The organism is Rhizobium sp. TRM96647 (assembly GCF_025780115.1).
In the GTDB taxonomy this organism is placed as follows: Bacteria; Pseudomonadota; Alphaproteobacteria; order Rhizobiales; family Rhizobiaceae; genus Mycoplana.
Genome location: NZ_JAOXHF010000012.1, coordinates 121,298 through 141,426 on the forward strand (window position 1 = coordinate 121,298; position 20,129 = coordinate 141,426).

General features: G+C 65.5%; 19 protein-coding genes. 6 read left to right on the forward strand and 13 right to left on the reverse strand.

The window, feature by feature from the left end; translation table 11 throughout:
- Positions 1-119: 119 nt before the first annotated feature.
- Positions 120-692, forward strand: coding sequence for a GNAT family N-acetyltransferase (locus OCK02_RS20100; RefSeq protein WP_263814570.1), 573 nt, complete (start codon positions 120-122; stop codon positions 690-692).
- 38 nt (positions 693-730) lie between these two features.
- Here the strand turns inward: OCK02_RS20100 and bla are convergent, their stop codons facing one another.
- The 3 genes from bla to OCK02_RS20115 form a co-directional block, all read right to left on the reverse strand.
- Positions 731-1,624 (reverse strand): BKC/GPC family carbapenem-hydrolyzing class A beta-lactamase, encoded by an 894-nt coding sequence (gene bla / locus OCK02_RS20105; protein WP_263814571.1) that lies wholly within the window; start codon positions 1,622-1,624, stop codon positions 731-733.
- 139 nt (positions 1,625-1,763) lie between these two features.
- Positions 1,764-4,073: a Tex family protein gene (locus OCK02_RS20110; protein WP_263814572.1), complete on the reverse strand. Its 2,310-nt coding sequence runs from the start codon at positions 4,071-4,073 to the stop codon at positions 1,764-1,766.
- A gap of 146 nt (positions 4,074-4,219) precedes the next feature.
- Positions 4,220-5,473 carry an SAM-dependent methyltransferase gene (locus OCK02_RS20115; protein WP_263814573.1) on the reverse strand — a complete coding sequence of 418 codons (1,254 nt, stop codon included), beginning with the start codon at positions 5,471-5,473 and terminating at the stop codon, positions 4,220-4,222.
- 180 nt (positions 5,474-5,653) lie between these two features.
- Here OCK02_RS20115 and OCK02_RS20120 point away from each other — a divergent pair, with 180 nt between their 5' ends.
- The 3 genes from OCK02_RS20120 (at position 5,654) to OCK02_RS20130 (ending at position 10,119) form a co-directional block, all read left to right on the forward strand.
- Positions 5,654-6,697: a spermidine/putrescine ABC transporter substrate-binding protein gene (locus OCK02_RS20120; protein WP_263814574.1), complete on the forward strand. Its 1,044-nt coding sequence runs from the start codon at positions 5,654-5,656 to the stop codon at positions 6,695-6,697.
- Complete coding sequence (locus OCK02_RS20125) at positions 6,684-9,062, forward strand: putative bifunctional diguanylate cyclase/phosphodiesterase (RefSeq protein WP_263814575.1); 2,379 nt, start codon at positions 6,684-6,686, stop codon at positions 9,060-9,062. The genes OCK02_RS20120 and OCK02_RS20125 overlap by 14 nt, the downstream gene beginning before the upstream one ends.
- Before the next feature lie 85 nt (positions 9,063-9,147).
- Positions 9,148-10,119: a glycerophosphodiester phosphodiesterase family protein gene (locus OCK02_RS20130; protein ID WP_263814576.1), complete on the forward strand. Its 972-nt coding sequence runs from the start codon at positions 9,148-9,150 to the stop codon at positions 10,117-10,119.
- A gap of 12 nt (positions 10,120-10,131) precedes the next feature.
- Here the strand turns inward: OCK02_RS20130 and era are convergent, their stop codons facing one another.
- The 8 genes from era to rpoZ all read right to left on the reverse strand — a co-directional run bounded on the left by era (position 10,132) and on the right by rpoZ (position 17,240).
- Entirely contained in the window at positions 10,132-11,061 is a 930-nt protein-coding gene (gene era / locus OCK02_RS20135) for a GTPase Era (protein WP_263814577.1), read from the reverse strand.
- 116 nt (positions 11,062-11,177) lie between these two features.
- Positions 11,178-11,891 carry a ribonuclease III gene (rnc, locus tag OCK02_RS20140; protein WP_230803377.1) on the reverse strand — a complete coding sequence of 238 codons (714 nt, stop codon included), beginning with the start codon at positions 11,889-11,891 and terminating at the stop codon, positions 11,178-11,180.
- Positions 11,888-12,631 (reverse strand): signal peptidase I, encoded by a 744-nt coding sequence (gene lepB, locus OCK02_RS20145; RefSeq protein ID WP_230803376.1) that lies wholly within the window; start codon positions 12,629-12,631, stop codon positions 11,888-11,890. Before lepB ends, rnc begins: the two co-directional genes overlap by 4 nt.
- A 104-nt stretch (positions 12,632-12,735) precedes the next feature.
- Positions 12,736-13,143, reverse strand: coding sequence for a holo-ACP synthase (gene acpS / locus OCK02_RS20150; protein ID WP_263814578.1), 408 nt, complete (start codon positions 13,141-13,143; stop codon positions 12,736-12,738).
- 43 nt (positions 13,144-13,186) lie between these two features.
- On the reverse strand, positions 13,187-13,765 hold the full coding sequence (locus OCK02_RS20155; RefSeq protein WP_263814579.1) for a DUF2062 domain-containing protein: 579 nt from the start codon (positions 13,763-13,765) through the stop codon (positions 13,187-13,189).
- 109 nt (positions 13,766-13,874) lie between these two features.
- Positions 13,875-14,027, reverse strand: a complete 153-nt coding sequence (locus tag OCK02_RS20160) for a DUF3563 family protein (RefSeq protein WP_230803369.1) — start codon at positions 14,025-14,027, stop codon at positions 13,875-13,877.
- Between the two features lie 399 nt (positions 14,028-14,426).
- Positions 14,427-16,649: a RelA/SpoT family protein gene (locus tag OCK02_RS20165; protein ID WP_263814580.1), complete on the reverse strand. Its 2,223-nt coding sequence runs from the start codon at positions 16,647-16,649 to the stop codon at positions 14,427-14,429.
- 186 nt (positions 16,650-16,835) lie between these two features.
- On the reverse strand, positions 16,836-17,240 hold the full coding sequence (gene rpoZ / locus OCK02_RS20170; RefSeq protein WP_230803365.1) for a DNA-directed RNA polymerase subunit omega: 405 nt from the start codon (positions 17,238-17,240) through the stop codon (positions 16,836-16,838).
- Positions 17,241-17,536: 296 nt separating this feature from the next.
- Here rpoZ and OCK02_RS20175 point away from each other — a divergent pair, with 296 nt between their 5' ends.
- Both OCK02_RS20175 and OCK02_RS20180 read left to right on the forward strand, forming a co-directional pair.
- The gene (locus tag OCK02_RS20175) at positions 17,537-18,118 is read left to right on the forward strand and encodes an NYN domain-containing protein (RefSeq protein ID WP_183806955.1); all 582 of its coding nucleotides are present in this window, start codon (positions 17,537-17,539) and stop codon (positions 18,116-18,118) included.
- 123 nt (positions 18,119-18,241) lie between these two features.
- Positions 18,242-18,664: a hypothetical protein gene (locus tag OCK02_RS20180; protein WP_263814581.1), complete on the forward strand. Its 423-nt coding sequence runs from the start codon at positions 18,242-18,244 to the stop codon at positions 18,662-18,664.
- 46 nt (positions 18,665-18,710) lie between these two features.
- Here OCK02_RS20180 and smpB read toward each other — a convergent pair whose 3' ends face one another.
- Both smpB and dapA read right to left on the reverse strand, forming a co-directional pair.
- Entirely contained in the window at positions 18,711-19,190 is a 480-nt protein-coding gene (gene smpB / locus OCK02_RS20185) for an SsrA-binding protein SmpB (protein ID WP_230803361.1), read from the reverse strand.
- Between the two features lie 8 nt (positions 19,191-19,198).
- Positions 19,199-20,083 (reverse strand): 4-hydroxy-tetrahydrodipicolinate synthase, encoded by an 885-nt coding sequence (gene dapA, locus OCK02_RS20190; protein WP_230803351.1) that lies wholly within the window; start codon positions 20,081-20,083, stop codon positions 19,199-19,201.
- Between the last annotated feature and the right edge of the window lie 46 nt (positions 20,084-20,129).

A 20,129-nucleotide genomic window follows, 5' to 3' on the forward strand; every position in this document is an offset into this window, starting at 1 on the left:
CGGCAAGCGATGCAGCGCGGCGCGGGTCGCGACGGGATCGCTGCCGCCGGCGGCCGGGCTGGTCATCATGCCCGCCTTCGGTCAGACTTCGTGCGACGAAGACGGAGCGACGGACGACGATGCAGGTACGCCCGCTGGCGCAGCACGACATGCAGCGCGATATGGAAGCCTTCGGCCGGCTTCTTTCCGGCGAACGCTCGGCTGCCCATTGCTGGTGCATGTGGTTCATCCGCCGGGTGAAGGACTTCCATGCCGGCGGCGCGGCGGCGAACAAGGCCGCGTTCGCGGCACTCGGCGAGACCTCGCCGCTGCCGCTCGGTCTCCTTGCTTTCGACGACGACGAACCGGTCGGCTGGGTGGCCGCCGGGCCGCGGGCGCGCTATGCCCGCGCGGTGAAGACGCCGACGCTGAAGGCCACCGACAGGGCGGAGGACGCCGCGGTCTGGCTCGTCCCGTGCCTGTTCGTCCGGCCGGAGCGAAGGGGCCAGGCGATCTCCGGACTGCTGCTGGCCGCAGCCGTCGAGCTCGCCCGGCAAAGCGGCGCCACCGCGATCGAGGGATTTCCGCTCACTGGCCGGACGGGCAACGCCGACCGGCAGGTGGGGACCGAGGCGCTGTTCCGTCGGGCCGGCTTTCACGCCATCGACCGGCCCTCCTCCAACCGGGTGGTGATGCGGCTGGCGTTGCGCTGAACGGGACGCCGCCGCGACGGCAGCGGCGCTCCCGCAGATCAGACTTCGGCCGCGATGCGCCCGATCTCGGCGATGACAGCATTGCGCTCGTCGCCGGAAATGCCCGGCATTTCGCAGAAGGCCGCAACGATGACGGCGCCGCGATCCGGCGACCAGGCCACGGCGACGTCATTGGCGTTGCCGGCCGTGTCACCGTTCGTGCCGGTCTTGTCGCCCGTCATCCAGCCGGCCGGGAAGCCGGCCCGCAGCCGCGTGTCGCCCGTCTTGTTCATCACCAGCCAGGCCGCGAGCTGCGCCTTCGAGCGCGCCGACAGCACGTCGGCGAAGATCAGCTTGCGCAGCGTCTCCACCATAGTGGCCGGTGTCGTGGTGTCGCGCTCGTCGTCCGGGCTCTCGTGGTAGTTGAGGGTCGGCTCGGTGCGGTCGAGGCGCGTCACACCGTCCCCGAAGCCGCGCAGGAAGCCGGTGACCGCCTGCGGCCCGCCGGAGGCCGCAAGCAGCAGGTTGGCGGCGGCGTTGTCGCTGAGCGTGATCGTCGCCTCGCAAAGCTCGGCAATCGAAATGCCTCTTGCGCCAACGTTCTTCTCCACCACCGGCGCCCAGTCCACGAGGTCCGCCTCGCGAACGACGATACGCCGGTCCAGCGTTTCCTCCTCCCGGTCCACCCGGGCGAGGATATGTCCCGCCAGCAGCGCCTTGAAGGTGCTGCACATCAGGAAGCGCTCATCAGTCCTGTGGCCGAGCCGGGCGCCCGTCGCGAGATTTAGTATGGCAACGCCGATGCGGCCATCATGCCTGGCTTCCAGTTCGGCAAGCCGCGCTTCCAAATTGCCGCCGGCGGCGGCGCTGGCGCCGGCCGAAAGCGCGGACACCGCGGGAATGGCAAAGAGTGCGCCGGCCATGGCCTGCCGGCGTGAAATCGTAATCGTCATGTCAAATTTCCTGTCTGTCGGACACCGGCCTGCCTGGCATCACCGGTTCGTTTGAGCCCGCCCACACCGCGACTATCGGTGATGGATTCGATCAGGGCAAACGACGATTTCTGTCGGCAGCCATTAGGGAAACTTGGGCTTATTTCCGCTTCATCGCCTCGGCCAGCGCCGCGCCGAACGCGCCTTGCGCAGGCGCCTGCTGCCTGGGCGCCGGCTGGCCGGACTTCGGCTTTGCCGGCTGGTTGCGATCGTTGCGCGGGCCGTTGTCGCGGGCGGCGGGCGCGCCGCCGTCCTTGCGCATGGAAAGGCCGATGCGCTTGCGCGGCACGTCCACCTCCGTCACCCGCACCTTCACCACGTCGCCGGCCTTGACCACCTCGTGCGGATCCTTGACGAAACGGTCGGCGAGCTGGGAGACGTGGACGAGCCCGTCCTGATGGACGCCGATGTCAACGAAGGCACCGAAGGCGGCGACGTTCGTCACCGTGCCCTCCAGCAGCATGCCGGGCTTGAGGTCCTTGATGTCGTCGACGCCGTCGGCAAAGGTCGCGGTCCGGAACTCCGGGCGCGGGTCGCGGCCGGGCTTCTCCAGCTCGGCCAGGATGTCCTTCACCGTCGGCAGACCGAAGCGATCGTCGACGAAGAGCTTCGGGTCGAGCGTCTTCAGTGCCGCGCTGTCGCCCATCAGGGCGCGCACGTCGCGGCCACAGGCGGCGACGATCTTCTTGGCCACGCCATAGGCTTCGGGATGGACGGAGGAGGCATCCAGCGGCTCCCTGCCGTTCGGGATGCGCAGGAAGCCGGCGCATTGCTCGAAGGTGCGCGCGCCGAGGCGGGAGACCTTCAACAGTTCCTGCCGGCTCTGGAACGGGCCGTTGGCATCGCGATGGGCGACGATCGCATCGGCCGACGACCTGCCGAGGCCGGAAACGCGGGCGAGCAGCGGCGGCGACGCCGTGTTGAGATCGACGCCGACGGCGTTCACCGCATCCTCGACCACGGCGTCGAGCGAGCGCGACAGCCGGCCCTGGTCGACGTCGTGCTGGTACTGGCCGACGCCGATCGACTTCGGCTCGATCTTGACGAGTTCGGCCAGCGGATCCTGCAGGCGGCGGGCGATGGAGACGGCGCCGCGCAGCGAGACGTCGAGGTTCGGGAACTCGGCGGCCGCGGTTTCCGAGGCCGAATAGACCGAGGCGCCGGCCTCGGACACGATCACCTTGGTCGGCTTCGGCGCCGGCAGTTGCGCCAGCATGTCGGCGACCAGCTTCTCCGTCTCGCGGCTGCCGGTGCCGTTGCCGATGGCGATCAGCTCGACCTTGTGCTTGCGGACAAGGGCGGCGAGTTCGGCCTGGGTGCCGCGGATATCGTTCTTCGGCGGGAAGGGATAGACCGTCGTCGTCTCCAGCAGTTTGCCGGTGTTGTCGACGACCGCCACCTTGACGCCGGTGCGGATGCCCGGATCGAGGCCCATGGTGGCGCGGGTGCCGGCGGGGGCTGCGAGCAGCAGGTCCTTGAGGTTGCGGGCGAAGACGCGGATCGCTTCTTCCTCCGAGCGCTCGCGCATCTCGCGCATCAGGTCGAGCGACAGCGACATGGAGAGCTTCACCCGCCAAGTCCAGCCGATGACGTCAGAAAGCCACTTGTCGCCCGGCTTCTGGCCGAGTGCATAGAAGGACGCGATGATGCGCTCCACGGGCTTGACGGCATCGGTGTTGTCGAGGTCGACGACGATATCGACCGACAGCACCTCCTCGTTCCAGCCGCGCAGCATGGCGAGCGCCCGATGGCTCGGGACGCCGGACCAGCGCTCGGTGTGCTCGAAATAATCGGAGAACTTGGCGCCCGCCTCCTTCTTGCCGTCGACGACGCGCGAGCGCAGCCAGGCATTGTCCTTCATGTACTCTCGCAGCCGCTTGAGAAGATCGGCATTCTCGGTGATCTGTTCGGCGACGATGTCGCGCGCACCCTCGAGTGCTGTCTTGGCATCGGGCACGTCGGCGGAGAGGAAGCCGGCGGCAAGCTCCGCAGGCACCTTTTCGCGTTCGGCAAGGATCTGCTCGGCCAGCGGCCCGAGCCCGCGCTCGCGCGCGATCTCCGCCTTGGTGCGGCGCTTGGGCTTGAAGGGCAGGTAGATGTCCTCGAGCTCGGCCTTGGTGGAGACAGCGGCGATCTTGGCGGAAAGCTCGTCGGTGAGCTTGCCCTGGCCGGCGATCGTATCGAGGATCGCGGCGCGGCGGGCTTCCAGTTCGCGCAGATAGACGAGTCGTTCGGAGAGCGTGCGCAACTGGGTATCGTCGAGCCCGCCGGTCACTTCCTTGCGGTAGCGGGCGATGAAGGGCACGGTGGCCCCCTCGTCCAGAAGCCCCACGGCGGCGGTGACCTGCGCGGCACTCGCCTTGATCTCGGCGGCGATCATGTTGGCGATCTTGAGCGGGGTGGCGGCCATGAACGTCTCCTATGCGATGATTGCGCGCAGACGATGACGGCCGTTGCCGGTCAAACGCTGCGGCGGGCGGCGACCATAGTGCGCCACCGCCCGCCCGCCAATCGCCGGACCGGGCGGGGTCCACAGGATATCGCAAGCCAGGAAAGTCAGAACTGCACCGGATCCAGCGGCGGGCGGGCGGCTTCAAAGGCGCGTAGCCGGGTCTCGGCCTCGCCGATATAGTCGCGGGCGTAGGGCACGGCGTCCTGGTGGCGAGCGAGCTGGAGCTGGATGATCGGCAGGCGATCGTGGCGGAAGGCGGCCTCCATGGCGGCGAGATAGAACTCCCACATGCGGCAGAAACGCTCGTCGTAGAGCCTGGCCGCGTCGTCCCAGCGGGCGACGAAGCGCTCGCGCCAGGCCTTCAGCGTCCAGGCATAGTGCATCGGCAGCATCTCGATGTCCTTGACGAGGAAGCCGGCGCGCTCGATCGACGGCAGCACCTCCGACAGGGCCGGCAGGTAGCCGCCGGGAAAGATGTATTTCTCGATCCACGGATTGATGGCGCGGGCCGGCTTCACCCGGCCGATATAGTGCAGGACGAACACGCCTTCCTTCTTAAGAACCCGCGCCATCGTCTTGAAGAACCTGCCGTAATTGGCAAGGCCGACATGCTCGAACATGCCGACGGAAACGATCCGGTCGAACTCGCCCTTCAGGTCGACATAGTCGGTCAACTCGAAGCGGACGCGATCGGACAGGCCGCGCCCGGCGACCCGCACACGCGAGACCGCAAGCTGTTCCTCGCTGAGCGTGATGCCGGTAACGTCGACGCCGGAGCTTTCGGCCATGTACATGCCGAGCCCGCCCCAGCCGGAGCCGACCTCCAGCACCCGCTGGCCCGGTTGAAGCAGGAGCTTTGCCGTGATGTGCCGCTTCTTGGCGGTCTGCGCCTCGTCCAGCGAGATGCCGCGCGGCTCGAAGTAGGCACAGGAATACTGCCAGTCATGGTCGAGGAAGAGATCGAACAGCCGCGCGTCGAGATCGTAGTGATGGGCGACGTTGCGGCGGTTGCGGTTGACGGGCACGCGGGCGGAGACCTGGTAGGCCAGCAGCCTCAGTACCGACTTCGCCTTGAGGCCCGGCGTCGCGGCGCGGCGGATGCCGTTGCGGCGCAGAAGGGAAAGCAACTCGAAGACGTCGCCCTCCTCCACGACCAGCCGCCCGTCCATATAGGCCTCGCCGAGCTTCAGCGCCGGGTCGGCGGCGATCTCGCTCCCCACGGCGTCGTCGGCAAGGCGGATGCGCAAGGGGCGGCCGGTGCCGTCGCCATAGGTGACCACGCTCCCGTCCGCGTCGACGACCTGCAACTGGCCGATCCTGATCACGCGGCCAAGCATTGCGGAAAAGTCGGAAGCCATCTGTCGTTCCCCTGCCCTCGGCATCGATGCGAAGGCGAGCCTAGCGATCTGCCGGCGCGACGCAAGCCGCACCGGAGCCGAGATAGGCGCAACGTGCGGTTTCCCTGTAACAGTTCCTCAATTCTTGCTGCCTATCCTGACCTTCTTGATGCAACGCGGGGCTTGCGGATGCGAAGATCCATGCTGATGGCGGCAGCAGCGGCGGCCGCCCTGTCGACGTCGGCACCTGCGGAGGCCGCCGGAACGATCAATCTCCTGATCTGGCAGGCCTATATCGATCCATCGATCCTGTCGGACTGGACGGCGCGGACGGGCATCGACGTCCACCAGACCTATTACGACAGCGGCGACGCGCGCGACGAGGTTCTGTCCAATCCCAGCAGCGACATCGATCTCGTCGTCACCGGCGAGAACGGCGCCAGGCTCTTCGGCGACTGCGGCATCCTGAAGGCGCTCTCGCCCGACACGCTTCCCTCGCTCAGCGAGTACGACGAAAGCTGGACCAGGCGTTGCGGCGGCTACGGCGTGCCCTATCTCTGGGGAACCATGGGCGTCCTCTACCGGTCGGACGCCGTCGCCACGGCGCCGACCTCCTGGGCAGACCTGATGAAGCCCGGCGAACCGATGCGGCGCCATATCGCCATGTTCGACGACCACAACGAGGCCTTCGTGCCGGCGCTGATCCTGCTCGGCAAGTCGATCAACGCCAACGACGAGCCGACGCTGCGGGAGGCCTTCCAGACGATGAAGGCGCAGGCGCCCTACGTGCTCACCTATGACTACGTCATCACCTCGATCCAGAATCCGGACGTGGGCCCCGGCGTGCACATGGCGCTCGGCTACAGCGGCGACCAGCATGTCCTGAACGAAATGACGGGCAAGGAGCGGCTGTGGCGCTATGCCGTGCCGTCCGAGGGGACGCTCTTCTGGCTCGACTGCATGGCGATCAGCACCCGCTCCAAGCATAGCGAAGCCGCGCTGGATCTCCTGAACCACATCGCCGGCGCCCAAAGTGCGGCGCGCAACGCCATCGCCCTCAAGATGCCGACCGCGAACCGGGCGGCCCTCGACCTCATCCCCGCCGATATGCGGGAGAACGCCGAAATCTACACCGCACCCGAAATCTTGGCGAAGAGCCAGTATCAGGAGGAACTCAGCGTTTCCTCGGTGCAATCCCGCCGTCGCATCATCAGCAGCCTGGTCCAGTTCCGTGACACTCGGTAAGCGCGCCTTCCTTCTCATCTTCCCGGTCGTCCTCGCAGGCTATGTCGTCGCGGCCACCCTGCTCTACATGAGCCAGAGCGACTCCATCCGGGCGCTCGAGCGGGCGCGCCTGTGGCAGCAGCTGGGCCTGCTCGATGCGGTGTTCCAGAACGACGTGACGCAGAACAGGAGCCTGATCTATTCGCTGGTCGAAGGGACAGCGGTGCGGCTGTTCGTCAACGAACCGGATGCCAGCTACCGCTCGAACGCCATCGGCGTGATGATGCAGCAGAGCATCAGATCGCTGTCGGAGGATCCGACCCGCTTCGTCTCGCTGACCGTCATCCGCCCGCCGCTTTCGATCGACTACTACTATGAGAACAGCGACGATCCGTTCGCGGAAATTCCGAAGGTGCAGGTCGAGCACGCGCGGCGGCTGTTCGAAAGCCCCAAGCTCTCCGACTGGACCTATCTGAAGCCGGAAGGTGCGGAGCCGCTGATCGTCCATTCGGAATTTCTTGACCAGCACACCTTCAATCGCCCCGTCTCCAGCGCCAAGGCCAGCTCGATCCTGATCCAGACGGCGGTGCGTCCTCGCCAGTTCCTCGAAATGAAGGCGAAGCTCGAGCAGGAATACGGTGCCGAGGTCGAGATCTCGACGCATCCATTGGCTGCAACGGGTGCGGTGTCCGCCACCGCCAGGCTCGGCCCGGCGCTCTATGCGCGCCTGACGCCGCAGCAGGGCCATGTCGAGGACAAGCTGACGAACCTGAAGGCGCTGCTCGCGGTCGGGGCCATCGGCCTCAGCCTCTTCACCATCGGCCTCGTATTGCTGCTGGTGCGCCGGTTCATCACCAATCCGATCGCGCGCCTCGACCGGCAGTTGACCGACGTCATGTCCGGCCAGCGCAGCGAGCTGACGCCGGTCGAGGAGCTCGGCGAGATCGGCCGGCTTTCGATGAACATGAAGCAGCTTCACGACGATGCGGTCGAATCCTTCGGGCTGGTGCGAACCGCGTCCTGGACCGACACGCTGACCGGCATCTCCAACCGGGCGCATTTCAACGCTCGCTCCACCGAGATCCTGGAGGTGGCGCGCGCCTCCAGTGCCGGCTGCACGCTGCTCTTCATCGACGTCGACAACTTCAAGTTCGTCAACGACAAATATGGCCACAAGGTCGGCGACGAACTGCTGACGACGCTCGCAGCACGGCTGGAGATGCGCGTCAAGGCGGTGACGGAGCGCCGCGTGCTGCCGGATGCGCTGGTGGCGCGTCTGTCCGGCGACGAGTTCGCAATCATGGTGCAGTCGCATCCGGGCGACGGCACCGTCAGCGAGATATCCGAGGCGATCGTGCGGCTGTTCGACGGCGGCTTCGAAGTGCTCGAACAGTCCTATCCGGTCACCGCCAGCATCGGGATCGCGGTGTTCCCGGAGGACGCTGCCGACCTGCCGGAACTCCTCGCCAATGCGGATGCGGCCATGTACCAGGCCAAGGCGCAGGGCAAGAACGGCTCGGCGCGCTATTCGCGCTCGCTGCACGAGACGCGGACGCGGCAGCGGCTGATCGAGGAAGAACTGCGGGCGATGAACCCGGACGACGAGATGCACCTCGTCTTCATGCCGATCGTCGACGGCCGCGGGAAGGTGACGGCCTGCGAGGCACTGTTGCGCTGGACGTCGCCCCTGCTCGGCAGGGTCACGCCGGACGAATTCATCCCGATCGCGGAAACCACCGGCCTGTTCAGCAAGATCGATTCCTGGGTCATCGACACGGCGATGACCAATTGCCACCGGATCAAGCAGTTGTTCGGCGCGGAGACCATCCTCTGCATCAACATCTCCTCGGCGGAGCTCTACAACCGGTCGATCGCCGATCGATTCGGCGACGCGCTGGCAAGGCACGCGCTCGAGGCGCGCTCGATCGAGATCGAGCTGACCGAGACCTTCGCCGTCAAGCTCGGCGACCAGTCGCAGCGCAACATCGACATGCTCCGGTCGAAAGGCTTCCGCATCTCCATCGACGACTTCGGCGCCGGCTACACCTCGGTCCAGCAGATCATCGACTATCCGGCCGAGACGATCAAACTCGACCGGGCGCTCGTCGAGAGCCTGACGAATGCGGCAGCGCTGCCGACGCTGCGCGCGCTGATCGCGCTCTGCCACGCACAGGACATGCAGGTGGTGGCCGAGGGCGTCGACACGACGGACAAGATGTCGCTGCTGGCGGCTGCGGGCTGCGACCTCTACCAGGGCTACCTGATCAGCGAGCCGCGCACCGTCGACGATCTCGGCATCTGGGCGATGCAGCGGCTGCTCGAACAGGCGCGTGAGAATGCCGGCGCGAAGGCGCCCGCAAAGGGACGCAAGTCTAGCCGGGCGTGAGGCGGCCGATTTCAGGCCACCTGCCGCAATTTCGCCGATTCGCGCTGCACGTCATGCGTGTTTCATAGATCACGAAAGACGAGTGATGTTCCGAAATGTCCTTCTGTTCCTCGGCGGCTGCGGCCTCCTCGTGTGGTCCTTCAATTCGAACCTGATTGCGGACATGCCGGAGGGCGAGACGCGGCTCATCGCCCACCGTGGCGTCCACCAGATCTTTTCCCCAGACGGTATCGACAACGACTCCTGCACCGCGACACGGATCCTGCCGCCGGAAAATGCCTATCTGGAAAACACCATCGACAGCATGCGGGCCGCATTCGACGCCGGCGCCGACGTCGTCGAACTCGACGTGCACCTCACGCCGGACAAGAAATTCGCCGTCTTCCACGACTGGACGCTGGACTGCCGGACGGACGGCAGGGGGGTCACCGAAGAGACCTCGATGGCGGTGCTCAAGGGGCTAGACATCGGCTATGGCTACACTGCCGATGGCGGCAAGACCTTCCCCTTCCGCGGCAAGGGCGTCGGGCTGATGCCGACGCTCGACGACGTGCTTGAGGCGTTTCCGGATGGCCGCTTCATCGTCAATTTCAAGAGCCGACGGGCCGAGGAAGGCGAGGCGCTCGCCGCACTCCTGCAGGCGCGGCCGGACTGGCGGCCGGCGATCTGGGCCGTCTATGGCGGCGGCGAGCCGACCGAGGCGGCGCTGGCGCAGATCGACGGCCTGCCGGGATTTACCGCCGCATCGGCCAAATCCTGCCTGCTCGGCTATCTCGCCACCGGCTGGATCGGTTTCGTCCCCGAGAGTTGCCGCGACACGATCGTGCCGGTGCCGCAGAACTATGCCTGGCTGTTGTGGGGCTGGCCGAACCGGTTTGTGCAGCGCATGCAGGAGGCCGGCAGCGAGGTGGTGGTGTTCGGCCCCTATGGCGGCGACGCCAATGCCGGCGTCGACTGGCCGGAGGACGTGGCGGCCCTGCCCTCCCCCTTTCCCGGTTACATCTGGACGAACCGGATCGTCGAGACAGCGCCACTCCTGCATCCGCAGCAGCAGTGACGCCGTCCGCCGTCACTGTGGGAATTCGAGCCCCATCTCTCGGAAGCGCGCCGGGTCGTCGCCCCAGTTCTCGCGGACCTTGACGAACAGGAAGAGGTGCACCGGCTGCTCGAGGATCTCCGACAGCTCCTTGCGCGAGGCCATGGAGATCGCCTTTATCGCCTCGCCGTTCTTGCCGAGCGCGATCTTCTTCTGGCTGTCGCGCTCGACATAGATCACCTGCTCGATCCTGACCGAGCCATCCTTGCGCTCCTCCCACTTCTCCGTCTCCACGTGAGAGGAGTAGGGAAGCTCCTGGTGCAGGCGCAGGAACAGTTTCTCGCGGGTGATCTCGGCTGCGAGCTGGCGCATCGGCAGGTCGGAGATCTGGTCTTCCGGATAGTACCAAGGGCCTTCCGGCAGGGCCTTGGCCAGATAATCCATGACATCGTCGCAGCCCGAGCCGTTCAACGCCGAGACCATGAAGGTGCGATCGAAGGCGACGGCGTCGTTGGCGGTCTTGGCCAGCGTCAGGAGGTTTTCCGGCGAAACCTGGTCGACCTTGTTCAGGACCAGGATCTTCGGCTGCCTGACCTCCTTCAGCCCTTCCAGGATCGTCTCCGCATCGCCCTTCAGGCCGCGCTCGCTGTCGATCAGGAACATGATGAAGTCGGCATCCTTGGCCCCGCCCCAGGCCGTCGTGACCATGGCGCGGTCGAGCCGGCGGCGCGGCTTGAAGATGCCGGGCGTATCCATGAAGACGATCTGGGCATTGTCGTGGATGGCGATGCCGCGCACGATCGCCCGGGTCGTCTGCACCTTGTGGCTGACGATCGAGACCTTGGCGCCGACGAGGCGGTTGACCAGCGTCGATTTGCCGGCATTGGTGGCGCCGATCAGGGCGACGAAGCCGGAACGGGTCGGTGCACCGCCCTCGGTGGCCTCGGTTTCTTGTTCTGTCATGACAAATCCGTCTCTCTGGCTGCTCGCGCCGCACCTCATGATGCGCACAGGTCGCGGCCGCACTCAATCGTTTCCAATGGCATTCGGCCGGCGGACGCCCCTGCCCCGGCCGCGGTTCAGTCTTCCGGCTTCTGCCAGATACCTTCCCGCTCCAGCACTTTCGTCGCCGCGGCCTGCTCGGCCGCCCGCTTGGAGCGCTCGGAGCCGGTCGCCGGCGCCGCGCCGGCAATCTCGACCGTCACGGTGAAGCGCGGATCGTGATCGGGGCCGGTGCGTTCGTCGATGCGGTAGACCGGCGTCGTCGAAAACTTCGCGTGCGCCCATTCCTGCAGTTCGGTTTTGGCGTCGCGCCGGCCGCCGTGCTCGCTTCTGGCCCGGTCCTGCCAGTTGCGCAGGATGAAGCCGCGCGCCGCCTCCAGCCCGCCGTCGAGATAGATCGCCGCGATCAGCGCCTCGACCACGTCGGCGCGCACGTTCATCATCGGCTTGGCGGTCAGCTTCTTTACGTCGGCGCCGGTGCGGATGAACTGGTGCAGGCCAAGATCGTCGGAGACTTTCGCGCAGGTCTCGGCGCTGACGAGATGGTTCAGCCGCACCGACAGTTCGCCCTCGCTCGCCTCGCGGAAGGTCTGGAACAGCATTTCCGCCACGCACAGGCCGAGAACGCGGTCGCCGAGGAACTCGAGCCGCTCGTAGTTGCTGCCCTTGGCGGGCCGGGCGCTCGCATGGGTGATCGCCCGGTCGAGCCGGTCCTTGGCTGCGAAGGCGTAACCGATCGCGGCCTCGAGACGGCCGCGATTCTCCTCGTTCAGCGGCTTGGCCGATTTCATTCGACGACCTTGAACAGGCGATCCCAGCGCAGGTTGGTCGGCCACTTCCAGATCTCGCGGAAGGCGGTGTCGTTGCCGAGCGAGAAGAAGATCAGGCTGGCGCGGCCGATCAGGTTCTCGGCCGGGACGAAGCCGACGTCGAAGCGGCTGTCGGCCGAGTTGTCGCGGTTGTCGCCCATCATGAAGTAGTGGCCCTCGGGCACGATGAACTCGCGGGTATTGTCGCCGATCGTGCCGATGCGGGTATCCAGCGTATCGAAGGAGACGTCGTTGTCCAGCGTCTCGCGGAAGACCGGGATGTTCTCGCCGTTGTCATACTGGCCGTCGGCGCGGAAGAAGCCGGCCGGCTGGCGCGGCACGGCCTTGTCGTTGATGTAGAGGACGCTGTCGCGCACCTGCACACGGTCGCCGGGAAGGCCGATCACGCGCTTGATGTAGTCGATGTCCGGGTTCGGCGGGAAGCGGAAGACGACGATGTCGCCGCGTTCCGGGTCGCTTCCGAAGATGCGCCCGGAGAAGAGATCGGGCGAGAACGGCAGCGAATACTTCGAATAGCCGTAGGAAAACTTGTTGACGAACAGGTAGTCGCCGACGAGCAGCGTCGGCATCATCGATCCCGACGGAATGGTGAAGGGCTGGAAAAGGACGGTGCGGATGACCACCGCGAGCAGGAGCGCCTGGATGATGACCTTGACGTTTTCCCACAGGCCGCTCTCGGCCTTCTTAGTCTTCTCTGTCACGCCTGATTTGTCCTCTTGTGCAACCATGCCGCCCTCTTAAACCAAGTCCTGCCGAATTGAAATGCGAGCGGCGAAAATGCCGCCTGCCCGTTGCCGGCGCCCGATCACGGTGCTGTGACAGGCAGCGCCTCGATGATGACGAAGGCCTGCGCCAGCGGGAAATCGTCGGTGATGGTGATGTGGATATGGGCCGCGTGGCCGGGCGGCGTCATCGCCTTCAGCCGCTCCCCGGCCCCGCCGGTGAGCTTCATCGTCGGCTTGCCGCCGGGAAGGTTGACGACGCCCATGTCCTTCCAGAACACCCCCTGCGCCAGCCCCGTGCCCAGCGCCTTGGAGCAGGCCTCCTTGGCGGCGAAGCGCTTGGCATAGGAGGCGGCGCGGTTCTTCCGGGCATCGGACTTCCTTCGCTCGATCTCGGTGAAGCAGCGATGGGTGAAACGTTCGCCGAAGCGTTCGAGCGACTTTTCCACGCGACGGATGTCGATCAGGTCGCTGCCGATGCCGATGATCATGCTCTTCTTCCTGTTTCGGTGCGGGGTTGCATTGCCGGGCGCATCATTTCCACGAAGCCGGCGGCAGGCTCGCCTCCGGCCTGCGGCCCGGCACCCTCTGGAGACGGCGCCTGCGGAAGGCCCGGACGGCGACCCGCGTGACGAGATAGGCGGCGGCGGCCAGCGGCACCCCGAGCACGAGCGAGCCCACGAGCATCGGCTTGAGGACCGGCGCCCAGAGGTCTGCAAAGGTCAGATGGTCGAGCAGGTGCGCAAGGTCGACGAGGCTGCCGCCGTGTTCCGGGGCGACCCCGAGCACGAGTTCGCCCGTCCGGAACGTTCCGGCCCAGATGAACGGCAGGGTCAGCGGATTGGCGACGGCGGTCGCAAGGGCCGCGGCAACGACATTGCCGGACAGGAGGTAGGAGACGGCGACCGCCATGACGACATGGAGCCCCAGAAACGGCGTCAGCGCCGACAACATGCCGACGGCGACGCCCGTCGCCACGGAATGCGGAGAGGAGGACAGCCTCAGAATCCGTTTTCCGAGATAGCGGAACGGGCGGCTGAGGCCCTTTCTGGGCCAGAACAGATCTCGGACCCGGTCGCGCCAGGTTGCCGGCTTGCGGCGTCTAAACAGCATGGTCCAGACATAGCCGATCGATTGGTGGCATTTCAATGACCGCGACGCGAAACCGCACGCGGCCAAGGGGTGGCGCAATCAGGTCGTTGCGCCACGGAGCGGCATGGACTTAGTAGTACTTGCGGAAGAGGCCGCGGTCGATCTGGCGCTGGCGGTATTCGAGATCGATGCGGTCGATCGCACCGTTCAGGTAGGCCGTCTCGCGTTCGGCGGCATTCGGTACGCGCAGGGCGCGGGTGAAATTTCTGATCTGCTTCAACATCGGTAAAACCCTTGTTCGGTTCGACCTCCCGAGTACAAAGATAGTAAAAGCAGCAAAAACCACCAGCGCCAGGAATAGACCTCAGCCATGCTGCAGGCGCATATCTTGCGCTAACATTTAGGCAATCGTGCATGTTTCGCAGGCAGGCGCAGTGCCGGCTGCACGGAAAACAGCTGAAAATCCGGCACACCGCGGCCGGACCGGCAAACCGGCGGAAGCGCCGGCGCGCATTGCAGCGGTACCCCTGCACGCAAATGACGACCTGCCATGCGCTGAGCGGGAAGCAGAACCGATGCGCTTCGATGACGCCGAGAAAACTATAGTCCGGCGCCGACCGCCCCGGCATTGACGCATCTCAACGCGACAGGCCGGTGGCAGCCTGCGCCGGCGGAAGCTGCCTCAGGTGAAGACGCGACTGACGGTCGAGACGCAGGGAAGTTCCTTGAGCTGGCCGATGATCTGGTTCAGCTGGCGTAGGTCCCAGACCTCGAGATCCATCTGCACCTCGGTGAAATCGGCTGCGATCCGGTTCATCGTCAACGAGCGGATGTTCACGTCGCCGGTCGCCAGCACCTGCGTCACCTCGGCCAGCGAACCCGGCTCGTTCAGCTCGTTGAGGACGATGCGGGCCATGAAGCGGGTGTTGTTGGCCTCGTCGAGATCCCAGCGGACGTCGATCCAGCGCTCGGGCTCGTCGTCGAACTTCTGCAGCGCCGGCGACTGGATCGGGTAGATGGTGATCCCCTTGTCCTTCTCCATGATGCCGATGATCCGGTCCCCGGGCACGGCGCCGCCGGCGGAGAAATGCACCTCGGCATTGCCGGAGAGGCCGCGGATCGGCAGCGCCTCGGGGCCTGCCGTGGCCATCGCCGCGTCGAGCTGGGCCTTCGACTTGCCGGGCAGCTTGAACACCATGCCCGAGGCGCTGCGCATCGGGAACCAGCCCTCCTCCTGGCTCGGCTTGACGGTGACGCGCTCGTCCTGGTGGTCGGGATAGACCGCCCGCAGCACGTCGAGCGAGGAAAGCTCGCCGCGGCCGACGGCGGCGATCGCATCCTCGACGTCCTTCTGGCCGAGCCGGTGCAGGACGGGCTTCAGCGCATCGCGCGAGAACGGCTTGCCGGCGCGGTCGAAGGTGCGCTCGATGATGCGGTAGCCGAGGCCTGCATACTGCTTGCGCACGGCAGCGCGCGTGGCGCGGCGGATGGCGGCGCGCGCCTTGCCGGTCACCACGATCTCCTCCCAGGCCGGCGGCGGCACCTGGATGCCGGAGCGGATAATCTCGACCTCGTCGCCATTGTTCAGCCGCGTCACCAGCGGCATGATCCGGCCGTTGATCTTGGCGCCGACGCAGGTGTCGCCGATGTTGGTGTGGACGGCATAGGCGAAGTCGATCGGCGTCGCCCCGCGCGGCAGCGCGATCAGTTGGCCCTTCGGCGTGAAGCAGAAGACCTGGTCCTGGAACAGCTCCAGCTTGGTATGCTCGAGAAATTCTTCCGGATTGTCACCCTCTGCCAGCGATTCGATCGTGCGGCGCAGGAGCGCATAGGCATTGGACGGCGGCTTCTCGCCGTTCGCCACCGCCTCCGGGTCCTTGTAGAGCGCATGCGCAGCGATGCCGTATTCGGCGATCTCGTGCATGCGCCTTGTGCGGATCTGCAGCTCGATGCGCTGACGCGAGGGTCCGATGATGGTGGTGTGGAGCGACTGGTAGTCGTTCTGCTTCGGCGTCGAGACATAGTCCTTGAAGCGGCCGGGGACGACGCGCCAGCGGGTGTGGACGATGCCGAGCGCGCGATAGCACGAGGGCACGTCGTCGACGAGGATGCGGAAGGCATAGACGTCGGAGAGCTGCTCGAACGACAGCGACTTCGACTGCATCTTGCGAAACACCGAATAGGGCTTCTTCTGGCGGCCCTTGACGATTGCCGTCGGAAGGCCGTTTGCGACCAAGAGGTCGCCGAGCTCGGCCTCGATCTTGCGGATCAGCCCCTCGTTGCGCTGGGACATTTCGGCGAGCTTGCGCGTCACCGTGTCGTAGGCTTCTGGGTTGATGTGGCGGAAGGCGAGGTCTTCCAGTTCCTCGCGCATGTCCTGCATGCCCATGCGGCCGGCGAGCGGCGCATAGATGTCCATCGTCTCCTCGGAGATGCGCGCCTTCTTCTCCTGCGACATGTGATCGAGGGTGCGCATGTTGTGCAGGCGGTCGGCGAGCTTGACGAGCAGGACGCGCACGTCGTCGGAGATCGCCAAAAGCAGCTTGCGCAGGTTTTCGGCCTGCTTGGCCTTCTTGGAGACGAGATCGAGCTTCTTGATCTTGGTCAGGCCCTCGACGAGGCGGCCGATATCCTCCCCGAAGATCTCGTCGATCTCGGCGCGCGTCGCCGTCGTGTCCTCGATCGTGTCGTGCAGGAGCGCGACCGCGATCGTCGACTCGTCGAGCTTCATGTCGGTCAGGATCGCCGCCACTTCGAGCGGATGGGAGATGTAGGGATCGCCGCTCGCCCGCTTCTGCTGGCCATGCTTCTGCATCGCATAGACGTAGGCCTTGTTCAGCAGGGCCTCGTTCGCATCGGGCTTGTATTTCTGAACCCGCTCGACGAGTTCATATTGGCGCATCATCCGGCTTGAGCTCCCTCTGCGCCTGGCGTCCGCGGACGGCAAGGAGCGCAGTCGCTTCCCCTGTCTTGCACATCGCCCGAAGAGCCGATCCGTCGCTCTCCAGGTCCTGCACGGCAACGAAAAAGTGCGCCGATCATGAGGACGGCGCACTGCACATTTCACATATATGTAACGGCTAGGCCGTCATCAATAATCGTCGCTCTTCTCCGGGGGCACAAGGCCCTCGATGCCGGCGAGCAGTTCTTCTTCCGACATGCGGTCGAAGGTCACGACTTCCGGCTGGTCCTCGTCCTCCTCGGCGACCACGAAGCCGGTCTCTTCGGCCGTGGCGATCGAGGCGGCATCGGGTTCCGGCTCGTCCACCTCGACATGCTTCTGCAGCGAGTGGATAAGGTCTTCCTTCAGGTCGTCGGGCGACAGCGTCTCGTCGGCGATCTCGCGCAGCGCCACGACCGGGTTCTTGTCGTTGTCGCGGTCGACGGTGATCGATGCGCCCTGCGAGATGAGGCGGGCGCGGTGGCTTGCAAGGAGAACCAGCTCGAAGCGGTTGTCTACCTTGTCAATGCAATCTTCAACGGTGACACGGGCCATTGCCTGTCCTTTGCGGTCTTGGAAATTCTGGAGCTTGGATGCCCCGATACAATCAATGGCCGGCGAATTCAAGTTTTTCCTTGACCTTGCACCTCCGCTGGCCGAGGACGACAAGGTCGCACGGGGATCGACGCGCAATTTCAGCGCATTCAACCTAAGTTTGCTTGGAAATTTCTAGGGTCTGCCCTAATTCCTGTATATCATCGCTTCGTAATGTTTGGGATGTGGATATTTGTGGCCACGTCCCGACTTGCGCAGATATTTCAAGCGCTTTCCAAGAAAAAGGATAGGAATGAATGTTTGACCCCCGCGAGAAGATCGCACTCTTTATCGACGGCGCAAATCTCTATGCCGCATCGCGCACACTCGGGTTCGACATCGACTACCGCAAGCTGCTGAAGGCCTTCCAGAAGCGTGGATACCTCCTGCGCGCCTACTATTACACCGCCCTGATCGAGGACCAGGAATATTCCTCGATCCGTCCGCTGATCGACTGGCTGGACTATAACGGCTACAAGGTCGTGACCAAGCCGGCCAAGGAGTTCACCGACTCCCTCGGGCGCCGCAAGATCAAGGGCAACATGGACATCGAGCTTGCGATCGACGCCATGGAGCAGTCCGAAACCGTCGATCACCTGGTGATTTTCTCCGGCGACGGCGACTTCACGACGCTGGTGGAAGCGCTGCAGCGCAGGGGCCGCAAGGTTTCGGTCGTCTCGACCATGTCGACGCAGCCGCCGATGATCGCCGATGACCTGCGCCGGCAGGCCGACTACTTCATCGACCTCGTTTCGCTGAAGGCGGAAATCGGTCGCGACCCGTCCGAACGCCCGCCGCGGCAGACCGAGCCGCATCCGGCGGAAGACGTGCAGACCTGAGCCCGGCCGCATTTCCTTCCGCCCGTGCGGCAGAAGATCGATAAAATGTGAAGCTTCCGGCTCATCCTTTTTCCATGAAAGGGTGCTATGCAGCCCTTCTGGACAGGAGAAACACCCGGAAAGATGCTGAGCGCCGTTCCAAGCCTCTATGCAGCCGCCTATCCGCCGGCGGACGTGCGACCGCTGCCCCGCAGCGCGCGTACCGACGCCGCCGCGGCGGCGATCGCTGCGCTTGCGCCGGTGCGCCCGGTGCCGTCGGTGTCGGACGGCGCCGACGATGGCGGCCAGGCGCTGGCCTTCCTGTACGGACCGAACGGGCAACCCGCAGCACCGCCGCCGGCACAGACCGGCACGGCGTCGCAATCGGCCGATGGCGGCGACGCCTCCGCACGGCTTGCGATGGAGAGCACCCAGGTGACCGCGCTGCTGTCGTCGCTGATGGCGCCCGGCGCCGCGGCTGCGAAGCAGGCAGATGCGGGCGTGCAGCCGCATGCGGATGCCGCCACTCCGGAACCGCTGATCAGCCAGTTCTACCGCCAGTTCTGACGCATTTCCGCCGTGAGAGGGCGATGTCTACCGGGAGACGTGCCGGCTAGCCGCGGTCCTTCAGGAGCCTGCTCTTCTGGCGGTTCCAGTCGCGTTCCTTGGAGGTCTCGCGCTTGTCGTGCAGCTTCTTGCCCTTGGCCAGCGCCAGTTCCAGCTTCGCCCGGCCGCGATCGTTGAAATAGATCTTCAGCGGCACCAGCGTCATGCCCTCGCGATTGACGGCATTCTGCAGCCGGTGCATCTCGCGCTTGGACAGGAGCAGCTTGCGGCGGCGGCGGGTCTCATGGTTGAAGCGGTTGGCCTGCAGGTATTCCGGCAGGTAGGAGTTGATCAGCCAGATCTCGCCGCCCTCGTCGGAGGCATAGGATTCGGCGATGTTGGCTTTGCCCTCGCGCAACGACTTGACCTCGGTGCCGGTCAGCACCAGACCGGCCTCGTAGGTATCCATGATCTCGTAGTTGAAGCGGGCCCTGCGGTTCTCCGCAACGACCTTCTTCACCGTCGAAGGCTTGGCCTTGAGCGCCATCACTTACCTCAGTTCAACAGGCCGGCGTGCCGCAGCGCCGCATCGATCGCGGCCTCGGTCGAGGGCTCCAGCGTCGACAGCAGCGGCGAGCGCACCTTGCGGTTCATGCCGCGCAGGCGGTGCAGGCCATACTTGGCGCCGCACAGGCCGGGTTCCAGGAAGATCGCCTTGTGCAGCGGCATCAGGCGATCCTGGTATTCGAGTGCTTTCGCATAGTCGCCGGCCAGCGTCGCCATCTGGAACTCGGCGCAGAGACGCGGGGCGACGTTGGCGGTCACAGAAATGCAGCCGACGCCGCCATGGGCGTTGAAGCCGAGCGCGGTGGCGTCCTCCCCCGACAGCTGCACGAATTCCCTGCCGCAGGCGATGCGCTGCTCGGACACGCGCTCGAGCTTGCCGGTCGCATCCTTGACGCCCATGATCGAGGGATGGGCCTTGTGAAGCGCGCCCATCGTTTCCGGCGTCATGTCGACCACGGAGCGGCCGGGAATGTTGTAGATCACGATCGGCAGCTTCACGGCTTCGGCGATCGCCGCATAGTGGGCGAAGAGGCCCTTCTGCGTCGGCTTGTTGTAATAGGGCGTGACGACCAGGATCGCGTCCGCGCCAGCCTTCTCGGCGTGCTGGGCAAGCTCGATCGCCTCGCGGGTGTTGTTCGAGCCCGCGCCGGCGATGACCGGCACCCGCTTGGCCGCGACCTCGATGCAGAGTTCGACCACCCGCTTGTGTTCGGCGTGCGAGAGCGTGGGCGATTCGCCGGTGGTGCCGACCGGGACCAGGCCGTGGCTGCCCTCTTTGATCTGCCACTCGACGTGTTCTGCGAAAGCGGCTTCATCCACCGCGCCACTTTCGGCGAAGGGGGTAACGAGAGCGGGCATGGACCCCTTGAACATCGAGAACTCCTGAGGCCAGGGGGCGCGGCGACCCATCCTTTGGCCG